The organism is Rhizobium sp. AAP43, assembly GCF_001296045.1.
Classification (GTDB): Bacteria; Pseudomonadota; Alphaproteobacteria; order Rhizobiales; family Rhizobiaceae; genus Allorhizobium.
In genome coordinates this window covers 59,574-74,624 of record NZ_LJHS01000035.1, presented here as the reverse complement: position 1 = coordinate 74,624, position 15,051 = coordinate 59,574, and the positions used below count along the sequence as shown (strand labels likewise).

11 protein-coding genes are annotated in these 15,051 nt (G+C 60.5%); 7 read left to right on the top strand and 4 right to left on the bottom strand.

The annotated features are described in order from the left end of the window. Window positions 1-26 precede the first annotated feature (26 nt). The 7 genes from ftsZ (at window position 27) to ligA (ending at window position 10,395) form a co-directional block, all read left to right on the top strand. On the top strand, window positions 27-1,781 hold the full coding sequence (gene ftsZ / locus IP76_RS17360) for a cell division protein FtsZ (RefSeq protein WP_054159548.1): 1,755 nt from the start codon (window positions 27-29) through the stop codon (window positions 1,779-1,781). A 264-nt stretch (window positions 1,782-2,045) separates the two neighbouring features. Further along, the gene (gene lpxC / locus IP76_RS17355; RefSeq protein ID WP_054159495.1) at window positions 2,046-3,002 is read left to right on the top strand and encodes a UDP-3-O-acyl-N-acetylglucosamine deacetylase; all 957 of its coding nucleotides are present in this window, start codon (window positions 2,046-2,048) and stop codon (window positions 3,000-3,002) included. A 212-nt stretch (window positions 3,003-3,214) separates the two neighbouring features. Beyond that, window positions 3,215-4,081: an outer membrane protein assembly factor BamD gene (locus IP76_RS17350; RefSeq protein WP_054159494.1), complete on the top strand. Its 867-nt coding sequence runs from the start codon at window positions 3,215-3,217 to the stop codon at window positions 4,079-4,081. A 27-nt stretch (window positions 4,082-4,108) separates the two neighbouring features. Beyond that, window positions 4,109-5,782: a DNA repair protein RecN gene (gene recN, locus IP76_RS17345; RefSeq protein WP_054159493.1), complete on the top strand. Its 1,674-nt coding sequence runs from the start codon at window positions 4,109-4,111 to the stop codon at window positions 5,780-5,782. Window positions 5,783-5,839: 57 nt separating this feature from the next. Beyond that, on the top strand, window positions 5,840-7,288 hold the full coding sequence (locus tag IP76_RS17340; RefSeq protein ID WP_054159492.1) for a phospholipase D-like domain-containing protein: 1,449 nt from the start codon (window positions 5,840-5,842) through the stop codon (window positions 7,286-7,288). A 72-nt stretch (window positions 7,289-7,360) separates the two neighbouring features. Then, on the top strand, window positions 7,361-8,173 hold the full coding sequence (locus IP76_RS17335) for an endonuclease/exonuclease/phosphatase family protein (RefSeq protein ID WP_054159491.1): 813 nt from the start codon (window positions 7,361-7,363) through the stop codon (window positions 8,171-8,173). Between the two features lie 65 nt (window positions 8,174-8,238). Then, window positions 8,239-10,395 carry an NAD-dependent DNA ligase LigA gene (ligA, locus tag IP76_RS17330; protein ID WP_054159490.1) on the top strand — a complete coding sequence of 719 codons (2,157 nt, stop codon included), beginning with the start codon at window positions 8,239-8,241 and terminating at the stop codon, window positions 10,393-10,395. A gap of 1 nt (window position 10,396) precedes the next feature. Here ligA and IP76_RS17325 read toward each other — a convergent pair whose 3' ends face one another. The 4 genes from IP76_RS17325 to IP76_RS17310 all read right to left on the bottom strand — a co-directional run bounded on the left by IP76_RS17325 (window position 10,397) and on the right by IP76_RS17310 (window position 14,963). Then, the gene (locus tag IP76_RS17325) at window positions 10,397-11,254 is read right to left on the bottom strand and encodes a GGDEF domain-containing protein (RefSeq protein ID WP_054159489.1); all 858 of its coding nucleotides are present in this window, start codon (window positions 11,252-11,254) and stop codon (window positions 10,397-10,399) included. Between the two features lie 239 nt (window positions 11,255-11,493). Further along, on the bottom strand, window positions 11,494-11,904 hold the full coding sequence (locus IP76_RS17320) for a TIGR02588 family protein (RefSeq protein WP_054159488.1): 411 nt from the start codon (window positions 11,902-11,904) through the stop codon (window positions 11,494-11,496). 8 nt (window positions 11,905-11,912) lie between these two features. Beyond that, window positions 11,913-12,779, bottom strand: coding sequence for a TIGR02587 family membrane protein (locus IP76_RS17315; protein ID WP_054159487.1), 867 nt, complete (start codon window positions 12,777-12,779; stop codon window positions 11,913-11,915). A 138-nt stretch (window positions 12,780-12,917) separates the two neighbouring features. Continuing rightward, window positions 12,918-14,963 (bottom strand): DEAD/DEAH box helicase, encoded by a 2,046-nt coding sequence (locus IP76_RS17310; RefSeq protein ID WP_054159486.1) that lies wholly within the window; start codon window positions 14,961-14,963, stop codon window positions 12,918-12,920. Between the last annotated feature and the right edge of the window lie 88 nt (window positions 14,964-15,051).

The window sequence follows — 15,051 nt, the reverse complement described above, 5'->3', positions numbered from 1 at the left end:
GGCCGGAAAAAGAAGGAACGGGTACCATGACCATCAAGCTGCAGAAGCCAGATATCACTGAGCTGAAGCCACGCATCACCGTGTTCGGTGTGGGTGGCGGTGGCGGCAATGCCGTCAACAACATGATCACCGCTGGCCTGCAGGGCGTCGATTTCGTCGTCGCCAACACGGATGCCCAGGCGCTGACCATGACCAAGGCCGAGCGCATCATCCAGCTCGGCGTCAACGTCACGGAAGGCCTCGGTGCGGGTTCGCAGCCGGAAGTCGGCCGCGCCGCCGCTGAAGAGTGCATCGACGAGATCATCGACCATCTCAACGGTACGCATATGTGCTTCGTCACCGCCGGCATGGGTGGCGGTACCGGTACCGGTGCTGCTCCTGTCGTCGCTCAGGCCGCCCGCAACAAGGGCATCCTGACAGTCGGCGTCGTCACGAAGCCCTTCCACTTCGAAGGCGGTCGCCGCATGCGTCTGGCCGAGATGGGTATCGAGGAACTGCAGAAGTCGGTCGACACGCTGATCGTCATTCCGAACCAGAATCTCTTCCGCATCGCAAACGACCGCACCACCTTCGCCGACGCCTTCGCAATGGCCGACCAGGTGCTGTATTCGGGCGTTGCCTGCATCACCGACCTGATGGTCAAGGAAGGCCTGATCAACCTCGACTTCGCGGACGTTCGCTCCGTGATGCGCGAGATGGGCCGCGCCATGATGGGAACCGGCGAAGCGTCCGGCGAAGGCCGCGCCATGCAGGCTGCAGAAGCTGCCATTGCAAACCCGCTGCTCGACGAAACCTCGATGAAGGGCGCTCAGGGCCTGCTGATCTCCATCACCGGTGGTCGTGACCTCACACTGTTTGAAGTCGACGAAGCCGCGACCCGTATCCGCGAAGAAGTCGATCCGGACGCAAACATCATTCTCGGTGCGACCTTCGACGAAGCGCTGGAAGGCATCATCCGCGTGTCCGTCGTGGCAACGGGTATCGATCGGGCTGCCATGGCTGCCCGCGGTTACGACGCTGCTCCGGTCGCAAAGCCCGTTATGCGTCCCTCCGCGGCCGTTGCTCCGGCAGCGGCCGCATATCAGCCTGCAATGACGCAGGCTCCCAAGACCGGAATGGACCCGGTCGCCGAGACCATCCGTTCGGCTGAAGCTGAAATGGAGCGTGAACTCGAAATCGCCGTTGCCCGTCAGTCGATGGCAGCACTCCAGCAGGCTCAGCCGGTACAGAACGATTTCCGCCCGGCCAGCAAGCTGTTTGCAAGCCCCGCACCGGAGGTCGCTCCTGCCCCGCAGATGATCCAGCCGCAGGCTCCGACCTATGCGCCGGCTCCTGTCGCTCCGGTTCAGCCTGCCATGCAGGCGCCGGTCGCTCCGGCGCCGATGATGATGGATCCGGTCGCCAACATGCAGCGTATGGCGCCTGAGCCGGTTCGCATGCCGAAGGTCGAGGACTTCTCGCCGGTCGTCCGGGCAGAGATGGACCATCGTAACGCGGCTACGGCAGCCCCTGCCGCCCAGGATGAGCGTGGCCCGATGGGTCTCCTGAAGCGCATCACCAACTCTCTCGGCCGCCATCAGGACGAGGAAGTCATGGGCGACATGACGGGTTCGGCTCCGCAGGCTCCGTCGCAGCAGCGCCGCCCGCTCTCGGCAGAGGCCAGCCTCTATGCGCCGCGCCGCGGTCAGCTTGACGATCACGGTCGCGCAACGCCTGCCCGTTCGGCAAGCGAAGGGGACGAGCTGGAAATTCCAGCATTCCTGCGCCGCCAGACGAACTGAGCGATTCTTCGCCACCTTTGAAACCCGGGCCGGTGGCCCGGGTTTCTTGCGTTTTGGAACGGGCTTTTGCGCGGTAATATCCCTATATCTTTCAGGGGCTTGGCTTCGTTACAAAGCGAAAGAAACAGTGATTTGATCTATGCCCTTCAGTCCGTATGTATGACGATGAACAAGGTGCATGATCCGCACCGGGACATGACTTGACGGCAGGCTAGGGCAACCATCATCCCGGCTCACGCGTCGCACAAGACAAGGCTTTATGGAATGGCAATCGCTCTGCTCGGATTTCAAACAACCATCGCGGCATCGCTTTCGCTGACTGGTATTGGAGTTCATTCCGGCAAGAGCGTGACGATCACCTTTCAGCCGGCCGAGGCTGGCACCGGCATTGTCTTTGTCCGCCAACTCGATGATGGCACGACCAGCGAATATCGTGCGGTGTCGGCGCATGTCGGTAACACCGATCTCTGCACCGTGCTTGGCACGTCTCCGGCCCATTCGATTGCGACGATCGAACATGTGATGGCAGCACTCTACGCGCTTGGCCTCGACAATGTCGTGATCGAAGTCGATGGCGCCGAAATGCCGATCATGGATGGCAGCTCGGAAGTCTTCATTGATGCGATCGAGCAGGTCGGCATGACCAATCTTGGCGTCAAGCGTCGCTACATCCGCGTGACGAAGCCGGTGCGAATCGAATCGGGTTCGTCCTGGGCCGAGTTCCGTCCTTATGACGGCACGCGATTCGAGGTCGAGATCGATTTCGACAGCAAGCTGATCGGCCGCCAGACCTGGGCTGGTGATCTCTCCGCACAGTCTTTCAAGGATGAGCTGTCGCGGGCGCGAACCTTCGGGTTCATGCGGGATGTCGAGCGCCTTTGGGCAGCCGGTTTCGCACTCGGCTCCTCGCTGGAAAATTCCGTCGTGATCTCCGATGACGACACCGTCATTAATGTCGAAGGCCTGCGTTACGAAAAGGACGAATTCGTCCGGCACAAGACGCTGGATGCCGTAGGAGACCTGGCGCTTGCAGGTGCCCAGTTCATCGGCTGCTACCGGTCTTATCGCGGTGGCCACAAGCTGAACGCCAATGCGCTGAAGGCGCTGCTCAGCGATCCCACGGCTTATGAAGTTGTCGAGGCGCCGAGCCGCGACATGCGTGTCCGGGCGCGCGAATTCGTTCCCGTCCAGATGGCCGAATTTGCCCCTTGGTCGGCGTGATCTGCTTTTGAAATGTGAATTCACCAGACGCCGGCTTGCACAAGGCCGGCGTTTTTGTTTCGGTGGCGGGCGGCGAGAGCGGAAACTTTCTGGGGCCATGCCATAAAATTGCGTTAAATGGCCATCACTGCGTTGCCCTGATGCCGCATTTGTGGCTAGAAACTCGGTCTGACGCGACGAGACTATGCGGCGCTGCAATCGGGATCTTTGGAATGAATCAAGTAGGATCGGTCGCTGTGAAGAAAGCCGCACGTATTGCAAGCCTCTGTGTCATGGTTTCGGTCGCGGGTGTGCTCGCTGGATGCCAGAGCGACCCCGACCTCGACATCACCAAGCTGGCGGCGGAAACCGACCCGCCGGAAGTGCTCTACAATCAGGGGCTGGCCAACATTAAGGCCGGAAAGATGAGCGAGGCGTCCCGTAAGTTCGATGCGGTCGATTCCCAGCATCCGTTCTCCGAATGGTCGCGCAAGTCGCTGGTGATGAGCACCTTCACCAAATACCGCATGGGCCGCTACGCCGATTCGATCTCGACCGGCGATCGCTACATGAAGCTCTATCCGGAGTCCGAAGATTCGGCCTATGTGCAGTATCTTGTTGGTCTTTCCTATTGGAAGCAGATCTCGAGCGTCACGCAGGATCAACGCAATTCGGTCAAGACGATCGATGCTATGCAGCGCGTGGTCGATAACTATCCGGATTCGGAATATGTCGACGATGCGCAGGCCAAGATCCGCTTTGCCCGCGACCAGCTCGCCGGCAAGGAAATGCAGGTCGGTCGTTACTATCTCGAGCGCAAGGAATATCTTGCTGCCATTTCGCGTTTCCGGATGGTCGTCGAAAAGTATCCGAATACCAACCAGATCGAAGAAGCACTCGCCCGTCTGGTCGAAGCCTATTTCGCCATGGGTGTGGTTCAGGAAGCCCAGACGGCAGCCGCCGTTCTCGGTCACAATTACCCGGATAGCCAGTGGTATGCCGACAGCTACAAGCTTCTGCAGCGCGGCGGGCTTGAGCCACGGGAAAACTCCGGCTCCTGGATCGCACGTGCTGGTCGCAACCTGCTCGTCGGTTCCTGAGGCCATCGCAAGCGAGACGTTGAACTCATGCTGGTCCAGCTTTCGATCCGCGATATCGTTCTGATCGAGCGGTTGGACCTGTCGTTCGAGGCGGGTCTGTCCGTGCTGACCGGCGAAACCGGGGCCGGCAAGTCTATTTTGCTCGACAGTCTGTCCCTGGCTCTTGGTGGGCGCGGTGATGGGTCGCTTGTGCGTCATGGCGAAGACAAGGGACAGGTAACGGCTGTCTTCGACGTTTCGGCTAGCCATGCGGCCCGCACGCTTCTCAAGGGGAATGGCGTCGACGACGACGGCGATCTTATCTTCCGCCGCGTGCAATCAGCGGATGGACGGACTCGCGCCTATATCAACGACCAGCCGGTTTCCGTTCAGCTGATGCGCCAGGTCGGCCAGTTGATGGTCGAGATCCACGGGCAGCATGACGACCGAGCGTTGACAGAAATCGACACCCATCGGACCTTGCTCGATGCCTTTGCCGGTCTGACCGATGAAGCCGTTGGGCTGGGTGAAAGCTTTCGGCGCTGGCGCGATGCCGAGCGCAGCTTCAAGGCGCACAAGGCCAAGGTTGAAGCGGCTGCCCGCGAGGCAGACTATCTTCGTGCTTCGGTCGAAGAGCTCGAAGGCCTGTCACCGCAGGATGGCGAGGAGGACGAGCTCGCCGAGAAGCGTTCGCGCATGCAGAAGTCGGAACGGATCGCCGGCGACATCTCCGAGGCATCCGACTTTCTCAATGGCCATGCCTCTCCCGTCCCACTCATTGCCTCGATGATGCGTCGTCTCGAACGCAAGAGCCACGAGGCACCGGGTCTTCTGGAAGAAACCGTGCAGCTTTTGGGCAGTGCGCTTGATACTTTGTCTGCAGCGCAGATGGAGGTCGAGGCTGCCCTGCGCCGTACCGAGTTCGATCCGCGCGAGTTGGAGCGTGTCGAGGAGCGGCTTTTCGCGCTTCGTGCCGCTGGGCGCAAATATTCCGTTGCGGTGACCGACCTGCCTGCACTTGCGGAAAAGATGGTCGCAGATCTCGCTGACCTCGATGCCGGCGAAGAGAGGCTCGGCCAACTCGAAGCCTCAGCGCGGGAGGCCAGGGCGCATTACGATCATCTCGCGCAACAGCTTTCCGAGAAGCGCCGGAATGCAGCCTCGGCGCTTGCCGATGCCGTCATGCATGAGCTTCCAGCCCTCAAGCTGGAACGGGCCCGCTTCATGGTGGAGATCGCGACCGATCCCGAGAATGGCGGTGCCGAGGGGATCGACACCGTCGAGTTCCATGTCCAGACCAACCCTGGCACGCGCCCCGGCCCTATTCTTAAGGTCGCATCGGGCGGTGAACTTTCGCGATTCCTGCTTGCCCTGAAGGTAGCGCTTGCCGACCGCGGTTCTGCGCCGACGTTGGTCTTTGACGAAATTGATACCGGTGTCGGCGGTGCCGTCGCTGACGCGATCGGGCAGCGGCTGAAGCGCTTGTCGGATACGGTGCAGGTTCTGTCGGTTACCCACGCACCGCAGGTGGCGGCTCGTGCGACGACGCATTTCCTGATTGCCAAGGGCCCGACCGGCGATGCCGGCGACAAGATTGCAACCCGCGTTGCGATCATGACGCCAGAGCATCGTCGCGAAGAAATTGCCCGTATGCTGGCCGGTGCCTCGGTGACTGACGAAGCGCGCGCGGCTGCCGCCAAGCTTCTTGCCGGTGAGGCTTGAACCGGCACCGCCTGCGCCCTTTATGTAGCGGTAGACACTTCTCTTAGCCGGCATGCCATGATCGACGTCATCCAGACCTATTGGGCTGAAACTCTTGCGCTCCTGTCGATCGTGCTCGGATCGCTTGCCGCCGTGCATGCGGCAATGACCAAGCGCGAGGTGCGCTCGGCGCTCGGCTGGGTCGGCATCATCATCCTGTCGCCACTGGTTGGAGCGCTCATCTATGGCGTGGTCGGCATCAACCGGATGCGGCGGGCAGGGGTCGTGCATCGCCGCAGTCTGGCACTCGACGATATCTGGCGGGATCTGTCCCTCTATGCGATCAGCCGTGACGTTGTCGCCGACCACTTTGGCGGGCGCTTCGACCAGATGAAGGGGCTTGGTGACCGGGTGGCGCGTCATCCTCTGTCATCGGGTAATCATGTGGATCTGCTTCCCACGGGCGAAGAGACGTTCGCCGCGATGCGACAGGCGATCGATGCTGCCGAGGCAAGCGTCATTCTCGAAACCTATATCTTCGACCGGGATGCGATCGGTCTCAGCATTGCCGACAGCCTGATTCGAGCCCATAGGCGGGGTGTTAGCGTCAGGGTCGTGGTTGACGCTGTGGGCGCCCGCTACAGCGTTCCGAGTATCATCGGTTATCTTGAGGATGCCGGCGTTCCCGTGGTGTCCTTTAACGGACAGGTTATCGTCGGACTGCGTCTGCCTTATGCGAATCTGCGGACACACCGAAAGATCCTGGTCGCAGACGGGCAGGTGGCCTTTGTCGGGGGCATGAACCTGCGTGAAGGCTTTACCGGCGAAGGTGCGGCACGTGATACGCATTTCCGGGTAACCGGGCCTGTGGTCGCCGACATTCTCGCGGTTGCTGCAGAAGACTGGTATTTCGAGACCAATGAGTTGCTGGTGTCACCCGAATGGCGGGTGCGGCTGCCCGACGCCGTGCCGGGTGAGGGCGCCTATGTCCGGACGATTGTCTCCGGTCCCGATTCGCATCTCGAAACCAACCTCAAGATGCTGCTCGGCGCGTTTTCCGTTGCGGAGGAATCCATTCGGATCGTCTCCCCCTATTTCCTCCCGGACACCACCTTTCTCGCCGCGTTGAACACGGCGGCGCGCCGGGGTGTGCGTGTGGAGATCGTGGTCCCGGCAGAGAACAATCTTGCCATCGTGGCGCGGGCCATGCTGGCGCAGATGAGCGAGGTCCTGAAAGAGGGATGCCGCGTTTATCTTGCTGCTGCCCCTTTTGATCATTCCAAACTGATGATCGTCGACGGTAAATGGTGCTTCATCGGCTCCTCCAATCTCGATGCGCGGTCACTGCGGCTGAATTTCGAAATCGATCTGGAAGTTTTCGATTATGCGCTGGCCGAGCAGATCGGCAGACGGATCGACGGGCTGATGGCGGATGCCGAGGAACTGACACTGGATGCGCTGAAGGCGCGTTCCTTGCCGCTCCGATTGCTCGACCGCTTGTTTTGGCTCGGTTCGCCCTATTTGTGATGTCAGGCCGATCTAGCTTGCGTCCACGCGGGTCTTGTGAGGAAATGAAATGATGGGACGTTGATCAGCGCGATGAAAAAAGCTGCCCCGAGCCTCGCAAAGACGATGATGAATTCGTTCCGCAATCGGCGTCAACGTCCTGACACGATGCGCGAGCGCGCCGACCTCGACGGCGCGATTACGGTCGCATCCTACAATGTGCACAAATGCGTCGGGACAGACGGGCGTTTCGATCCTGGCCGGATCATCGACGTCATCAGGGAGATCAAGCCGGATGTGATCGCGTTGCAGGAGGCTGATCAGCGGTTTGGCGAGCGGTCGGGCCTGCTCGATCTCAACCGGCTTCGGCTGGAAACCGGCTTGGTTCCTGTGCCTGTGGTGACGTCGACGAAGTCGCATGGCTGGCGCGGAAATCTCCTGCTCTTCCGGCAGGGGGCGATTCGTGACGTGCATCAGGTGGCGCTGCCCGGGCTTGAGCCACGCGGTGCGCTTGTGGCGGAGTTCGATTTTCACGGGCGCGCCGGGCTCCGGATCGTTGCCGCGCATCTCGGGCTGTTGCGCTGGGCGCGTCGGCAACAGGCGGATGTGATCCTTGATATCTTGAAGGCGCGCGACCAGCGACCCACCATCCTGATGGGGGACTTCAACGAGTGGCGTCTGGGACCCGGTTCCGCACTGACACGGCTCGAACCGATTTTTGGGCCCCTGCCGCCGGCAATCCCCAGTTTTCCCGCGCGGCTGCCCGTCTTGTCGCTTGATCGCATCATGGGCAATCGGGCCGACATGATTACCGATCTGACGGTGCATGACAGTGCGCTTGCGCGGGTTGCGTCCGACCATCTGCCGCTGACGGCACGTCTGGACATGGACAAGCTTTCGGATTGAAGATCGCCATCTTTTCATTCGCCCGTTTTCGGGTATGACCGGCACGCACAGTTTCGGAGGGCGCCATGCTTGCACAGATCCCTGCAGTCGACGACATGAGCGAGGATGAGGCGCGTGCAGAACTCGAACGCCTCGCAGCCGAGATCGCGCATCATGACGCCCTCTATCATGGCAAGGACAATCCTGTACTTTCGGACGCGGATTACGACGCGCTGAAGCGGCGGAACGACGCCATCGAAGCGCGCTTCCCGCAGCTGGTACGGACCGACAGTCCATCGCAACGGGTCGGCGCGGCGCCCGCCGGCATCTTTGCCCAGGTGGTGCATGCCCGGCCGATGCTATCGCTCGACAATACGTTTTCGGATGACGACGTTCAGGATTTCGTCGCCTCGGTCTATCGCTTTTTAGGCCAGTTGCCGGACAATTCCATCGCGTTCACGGCAGAGCCGAAGATCGACGGGCTGTCGATGTCGCTGCGTTACGAGAACCGCAAGCTGGTGACGGCTGCGACCCGCGGCGACGGCACGACCGGTGAAAACGTAACGGCCAATATTCTGACGATTAAGGATATTCCACAGACCTTGCCGTCCGACGCTCCGGATGTGGTCGAGGTGCGTGGCGAAGTCTACATGGCGAAGTCTGACTTCCTCGCGCTCAATGCGCAGATGGAAGCGGAGGGCAAACAGACCTACGTCAACCCGCGCAACACCGCATCAGGTTCGCTGCGTCAACTCGATCCGAAGGTCACTGCCAGCCGCAATCTGCGCTTTTTCGCCTATGCCTGGGGTGAGATCAGCACCATGCCGGCGGACACGCAATCGGGCATGGTCGATGTGTTCAAGCGCTGGGGCTTTCCGGTCAATCCGCTGACGCGCCGTCTGACATCAGTACAGGAGATCCTCGATCACTATCGGGATATCGGATTGCAGCGTGCTGACCTCGACTATGACATCGACGGTGTCGTCTACAAGGTCGACCGTCTCGACCTCCAGGGACGGCTCGGTTTCCGTTCGCGCTCGCCACGCTGGGCGACGGCCCACAAGTTTCCGGCCGAACAGGCCTTCACCACGGTCGAGGCGATCGACATTCAGGTCGGGCGCACCGGGGCCCTGACGCCGGTTGCGCGGCTGACGCCGGTCACCGTCGGTGGAGTGGTCGTCACCAATGCGACCCTCCACAATGCTGACTATATCGAAGGTATCGGCAATTCGGGTGCGCGCATCCGTGAGGAGGAGCACGACATCCGCATCGGCGACACGGTGATCGTGCAGCGCGCAGGCGATGTCATTCCGCAGGTGCTGGATGTGGTGCCGGAGAAGCGGCCGAGCGATGCGGTCAAATATGCCTTTCCAAGCAAATGCCCGGTTTGCGGGAGCCATGCCCTGCGGGAGCGGAACGAAAAGACCGGCAAGCTCGATTCGGTGACGCGTTGCACAGGTGGTTTCGTTTGCCGCGCGCAGGCCATGGAGCATCTGAAGCATTTCGTCTCCCGAAATGCCTTCGACATCGAAGGCCTCGGAACGAAACAGGTCGACTTCTTCTTCGAGAGCGACGATCCGGCTCTAATGGTCCGGACTGCACCCGACATATTCACCCTGAAATCACGGCAGGAGAATTCCCTGACCAAGCTTGAAAACATCGAGGGCTTTGGTCGGGTAAGTGTTCGCAAGTTGTTCGAGGCGATCGACGCCAGACGCGAGATCGCGCTCAATCGCTTCATCTTTGCTCTCGGCATCCGCCATGTGGGGGAAACGACCGCTAAGTTGCTGGCACGTTCCTATGGCAGCTACCGGGCCTTTGCCGAGGCCATGGCGGCGGCCGCGCCTAAGCATGGCGAGGCATGGAACGAACTCAACGCCATCGAGGGCATCGGCGAAGTCGTTGCGGCCTCGATTGTCGAATTCTTCAAGGAACCACGCAATATCGAGGTGATAGACAGGCTTGTCGAACAGGTGTCGCCGCAGGCGGTCGAAAGCGGTCCGGTGCAAGTCAGTCCCGTCACGGGGAAGACTGTTGTGTTCACAGGCTCTCTCGAGCGTTTTACGCGTGACGAGGCCAAGGCACGGGCAGAGTCGCTTGGAGCGAAGGTGGCGGGCTCTGTGTCGAAGAAGACGGATTATGTGGTGGCTGGTCCGGGTGCAGGCTCCAAGCTCGACAAAGCGCGCGAACTCGGAGTCACAGTGATGACCGAAGACGAATGGCTTGAACTTATCGGACCTTAATTCAGACCAGTCTCAGGGTCTGGCTGCCGGTAAAGAAAGGCTCTTTCGGGTCTGGATCGGGATCGATATCCAGATGTCTGATATCGTTTTCATGCACCATCTGGTTGCGACCGCTGGTCTTTGCCAAATAGAGCGCCTTGTCGGCTGCCGCATAGGCGGCCGAGAAATCCCGAAGGGGCGTCAAATCCGCCAGGCCGCCAGAGACGGTGACAGCGATGGTCTGCTGTACCAGCTGGGTTGTGTTGGATTCCACGATGCGGCGGATCTTTTCAGCGCGGGACAAGGCTTCTGAACCATCGATGCCGACAAAAAGGACTGCGAATTCCTCGCCGCCGATCCGGGCGACCTTGTGCGGCGTGTCGATCATTTCCCGCAACATCGTGGCAACGGCGACGATCACGTCGTCTCCCGCCATGTGACCAAATTTGTCGTTGATCTGCTTGAAACGATCTATGTCGAGCACGAGAAGTTGACCGCGGTCGATACCTGACATCTCTTCAATGAAAGCCCGCCGATTGAGGAGTCCAGAGAGCATATCCGTCCGGCTCAATTGCTGGAATTCAAGGCGTGTCTTGGCCAGATGGATGACGGCATAGCCCATATACATTGATGCGATCATCGTCAGATTGAACCCGACCAATGCTGCGATACAGCAACCGATCGCAAGATCGCGCCACAGGGGATTGAGGAGAAGCTCGAAGTGATGCATCAGCGCAAGAATGCCGGCAACCATGCCACAGGCAACGAGCGCGATCCTGACGGACAAGCGTAGCGCAAAGCGCATGACATTGTCCCAGTTGTCGAACTCGGTCGGGCCAATATCCCGAATGATCCATTCTTCGATACGATTTTTGAGCATCGATCTTCTTCGCGCAATGAAGTTCGTCAACCCATTCGGTCGGCCCTTGCCCCTGCCGCACCGTCTGGTTAGTGATCAATCGCTTTGCAATTTATGCCTTATCACCCGACGAGTTTTGACTGGTCTGGCTGTCATGGGAGTCGAAGCCGACCTGAAATACTCTTCGATGATTTTTAGTGCGGCATCGATTAATACTTCGTAAATTTAAAACTTCAGATTGCATTTCCGCCAGCGCTTTCTCATGGCTGTCGATAGCCGACAGCGCGTAAGGTAAGTTGCATCTCATCCGGATTTTGGAAAAAGATCAGGCCGCCCCGTGCCTTAGATTGTCCGGGGACGTAGTCGACTGTGGCTGATGCTTCTTCAACAGTTTCTCCACTGGCTTCAAGATTGCCTTCAACCTGGACTTCCGCAGCGGTTTGCGAGCCCATGTTCGCGATTTCGAATCGGACAAGCCAACCGGATTCAACTTTGTCGACTGCGGTGACACCCACTGTGAGGTCCGGAGGATTGTCTTTGGCGAAGACCAGATCGACTGCGACCCAGCCAATCAGACCGGCGACGAGAACAAGCGAAACGATGCCAGTGCCCCACTCGATCCACAGGGGATTGGAAGTTTCCGCATTCTTCCCTTTGCGATCAAGTGTCATGGAAACTCCTAGAGGATGAGCCGGGCAGCAGCAGCGCCGATAGCTGCTGGAAAAGTGAGGACGATAACAGCGAGCACGATCTCGATGGCTGCCAGATCGTCCAGCCCCTGAAAGGTCCAAAGGCTGTAGTAACTGACGGCAAATGCGACGACGTAGCCGGGCAAGGTGAAGCGGATGAAAGCGTGCCATCTGTCCGCGCCTTCTTCCACGCTGTGACCGCCACGAAAGGCGAGCGAATAGACGAAGCCGTGCATGACCGACAAGGACAGGACGACCAATGCCAGTGCGTGCAGGTGGCTCATCTTGTAGGCGATCAACATGATCTCTTCGGTCGGCGCAAGGTTAAGCGAGAGGAAGAGCGCACCGACGGCCATCATGAAGAGTTCTGTTGCATAGCTCGTGCCTCGGTCCGCCTCTTCATCGCCTTGCTCTTCGTCTTCCTTATCCTCGTCTGACGACATGCTGAGCTGGCTGCGTCCGAGCAAGGCGCCAATGCTTGCCGGGACGGCCTGGATGCCGATCATGCCAATCCACTGGTTTGGCGGCATGTCCGGCGTCATCACCCCGAGGATGATCAGGATGAAGGCGCTGGCGAGAATGCCCATGGCATAGGCCACGATCGCATCTCGAGCGGATTCCGCCCAGCTGCTCGTTCGCTCAAAGCCAATACGGTGGGATAGCAACAGAAGCAGAGGGAGGTTGATGAGGAGAAGAAGGAGAAGCCGCGCGCGCTCTACGGAGAACCCGAGATGCCACATCTCCATGGTCATCAGCATAGGCAGGGAAAACAGAAGGGCGCCCGCCAGTCCGCGAGCAAGCCCTTTCACGAAGCGGTCGGTACAAGCCGCCTGATCGCGCAATATGTTTTGTGTCAAGACGGTCCCCGCTCGTGCCGATGTCGCACAATGCGGGAGCCACCTTATTGTTCCATTCCATTTGAAGGTGAGATCGTGGACCGCCCGGTCATGGCATTGCCATGTCGGTCCGGCCCGTTGTCTCAGCCTCGCGACCGATTAGCCGCGGGGCTTGGGGCCCTTCTTCGAGAAGCCGCCTGGCTTGTCGGGGCGGCCAGGCTTGGCGCGATCACGCGGAGCGCCCGGGCCGCCTGGCTTCTTGCCAGCATAGGCAGGACGGTCGTCGCGGCCGGCGGGCTTGCGCGACGCCCAGTCCTCGCGCGGCGCACGTGCTGGCGCATCACCCCAGACTTCGGCATCCTTGGCGGCAAGCGGGTCGCGGCGCTTGTCGGCATACGGCTTGTCGCCCATCGGCTTCTTGTCGTAGGGCTTCTTTTCCCCACCGGCATAGCGGTCGCCATAGGGCTTCTTTTCGCCAAAGGATTTCTTGGCCGCATAGGGCTTGTCATCGCGCGGCTTGAAGTTTTCGTCGCGCGGCGGACGGGCAGGGCGATCCTTCTGCGGTGCATTGAAGTCCGGCACGCCTTCCACCTTCGACACGCGCACGCCCCGTTCCAGCGTCATGTTCTGGCCGAGCGTGTTGGTGAAGGTCTCGACGCCGTCTTCAGCGATTTCGATGAAGGTTTCTTCCTGCTGGATGCGGATCGCGCCGATCTCATTCTTGGTGATGCCGCCATTGCGGCAAAGCATCGGGATCAGCCAGCGCGGCTCGGCGCTCTGGCGGCGACCGACGGAGACGGAGAACCACTGGCTGCGACCGAGTTCAGCGCGCGGACGGGGTGGTGCCTTGGACGGGTCGTCCATCTCGCGGGACTTGCGCTGCTGTTCCATGTTGACCGGGATCAGGTCTTCCGGCGGCGAGCGATGGCCGCGCTGTAGGCGCAGATAGGCGGCGGCAACCTTGTCGGCGCCGTGGGTTTCAAGCAGGGTCGCGACCATTGCGGCTTCGTCTTCTGCCGGCGCATCTTGCAGCGATGGGTCTGCAAGCAGACGCTCGTCGTCACGCGCCTGTACTTCGTCGGCTGAGGGCGGCAGGGCCCAGGTCGGGCTGACATTGGCTCCGCCGAGCAGACGTTCTGCCTTGCGGCGTGCGCCGACCGGAACGATGAGGGCCGACACACCCTTGTTGCCCGCACGCCCGGTTCGGCCTGAGCGGTGGAGCAGGGTTTCGGAATTGGTCGGCAGGTCGGCGTGGATGACGAGTTCGAGGCCAGGCAAGTCGATCCCGCGGGCCGCAACATCGGTTGCGATGCAGACGCGGGCGCGACCGTCACGCATGGCCTGAAGGGCATGCGTACGCTCGTTCTGGGAGAGTTCGCCCGAGAGTGCCACGACGGAGAAGCCGCGATTGTGGAGGCGGGCTGTCAGGTGGTTGACCGCAGCGCGGGTCGAACAGAACACGATGGCGTTGCGCGCCTCGTAGAAGCGCAGCGCGTTGATGATCGCATTTTCCTTGTCCGGATTGGCGACGACGAGCGCGCGGTATTCGATGTCGACATGCTGCTTCTTTTCAGAAACCGTCTCGATGCGGCGGGCATCCCGCTGATAGCTCTTGGCCAGATCTGCGATCGAACGGGGAACCGTCGCCGAGAACATCAGCGTGCGGCGATCGGCGGGCGCCTCTTCGAGGATGAATTCGAGATCTTCGCGGAAGCCGAGATCGAGCATTTCATCGGCTTCGTCGAGCACGGCGACGCGCAGCTGCGACAGGTCGAGGGCCTTGCGGGTGATGTGGTCGCGCAAGCGACCCGGCGTGCCGACAATGATATGGGCACCGCGTTCAAGGGCGCGGCGCTCGGTGCGCACATCCATGCCGCCAACACAGGAGCCGATGATGGCGCCGGCTTCGGCATAGAGCCATTCGAGTTCGCGCTTGACCTGCATTGCAAGTTCGCGCGTCGGGGCGATGGCCAGAGCGAGAGGTGCACCAGCGCGTCCGAAACGCTGATCCGAGCCAAGCAAAGTCGGCGCCATGGCAAGCCCGAAGGCTACGGTCTTGCCGGAACCTGTCTGCGCCGACACGAGTGCATCGCGCGTTTCAAGTTCGGGATCAATCATCGCCTGCTGCACGGGCGTAAGGGTGTCGTAGCCACGTTTGCGCAAGGCCTCGGCAATCGCCGGGACGATGCCGTCAAAATCAGTCATCGGTTCGTCTTTCGAAATGGGTCACCAGAGCGGGCCAAGGCACCGCGCCCGCCGATTGCGGGTATGTTGGGCCGTTCCTACTCGCAGA

Coding starts and splice junctions, on each gene's coding strand:
- ftsZ (WP_054159548.1), top strand. CDS start 27: ATGACCATCAAGCTGCAGAAGCCAGATATCACTGAGCTGAAGCCACGC.
- lpxC (WP_054159495.1), top strand. CDS start 2,046: ATGGCAATCGCTCTGCTCGGATTTCAAACAACCATCGCGGCATCGCTT.
- IP76_RS17350 (WP_054159494.1), top strand. CDS start 3,215: ATGAATCAAGTAGGATCGGTCGCTGTGAAGAAAGCCGCACGTATTGCA.
- recN (WP_054159493.1), top strand. CDS start 4,109: ATGCTGGTCCAGCTTTCGATCCGCGATATCGTTCTGATCGAGCGGTTG.
- IP76_RS17340 (WP_054159492.1), top strand. CDS start 5,840: ATGATCGACGTCATCCAGACCTATTGGGCTGAAACTCTTGCGCTCCTG.
- IP76_RS17335 (WP_054159491.1), top strand. CDS start 7,361: ATGAAAAAAGCTGCCCCGAGCCTCGCAAAGACGATGATGAATTCGTTC.
- ligA (WP_054159490.1), top strand. CDS start 8,239: ATGCTTGCACAGATCCCTGCAGTCGACGACATGAGCGAGGATGAGGCG.
- IP76_RS17325 (WP_054159489.1), bottom strand. CDS start 11,254: ATGCTCAAAAATCGTATCGAAGAATGGATCATTCGGGATATTGGCCCG.
- IP76_RS17320 (WP_054159488.1), bottom strand. CDS start 11,904: ATGACACTTGATCGCAAAGGGAAGAATGCGGAAACTTCCAATCCCCTG.
- IP76_RS17310 (WP_054159486.1), bottom strand. CDS start 14,963: ATGACTGATTTTGACGGCATCGTCCCGGCGATTGCCGAGGCCTTGCGC.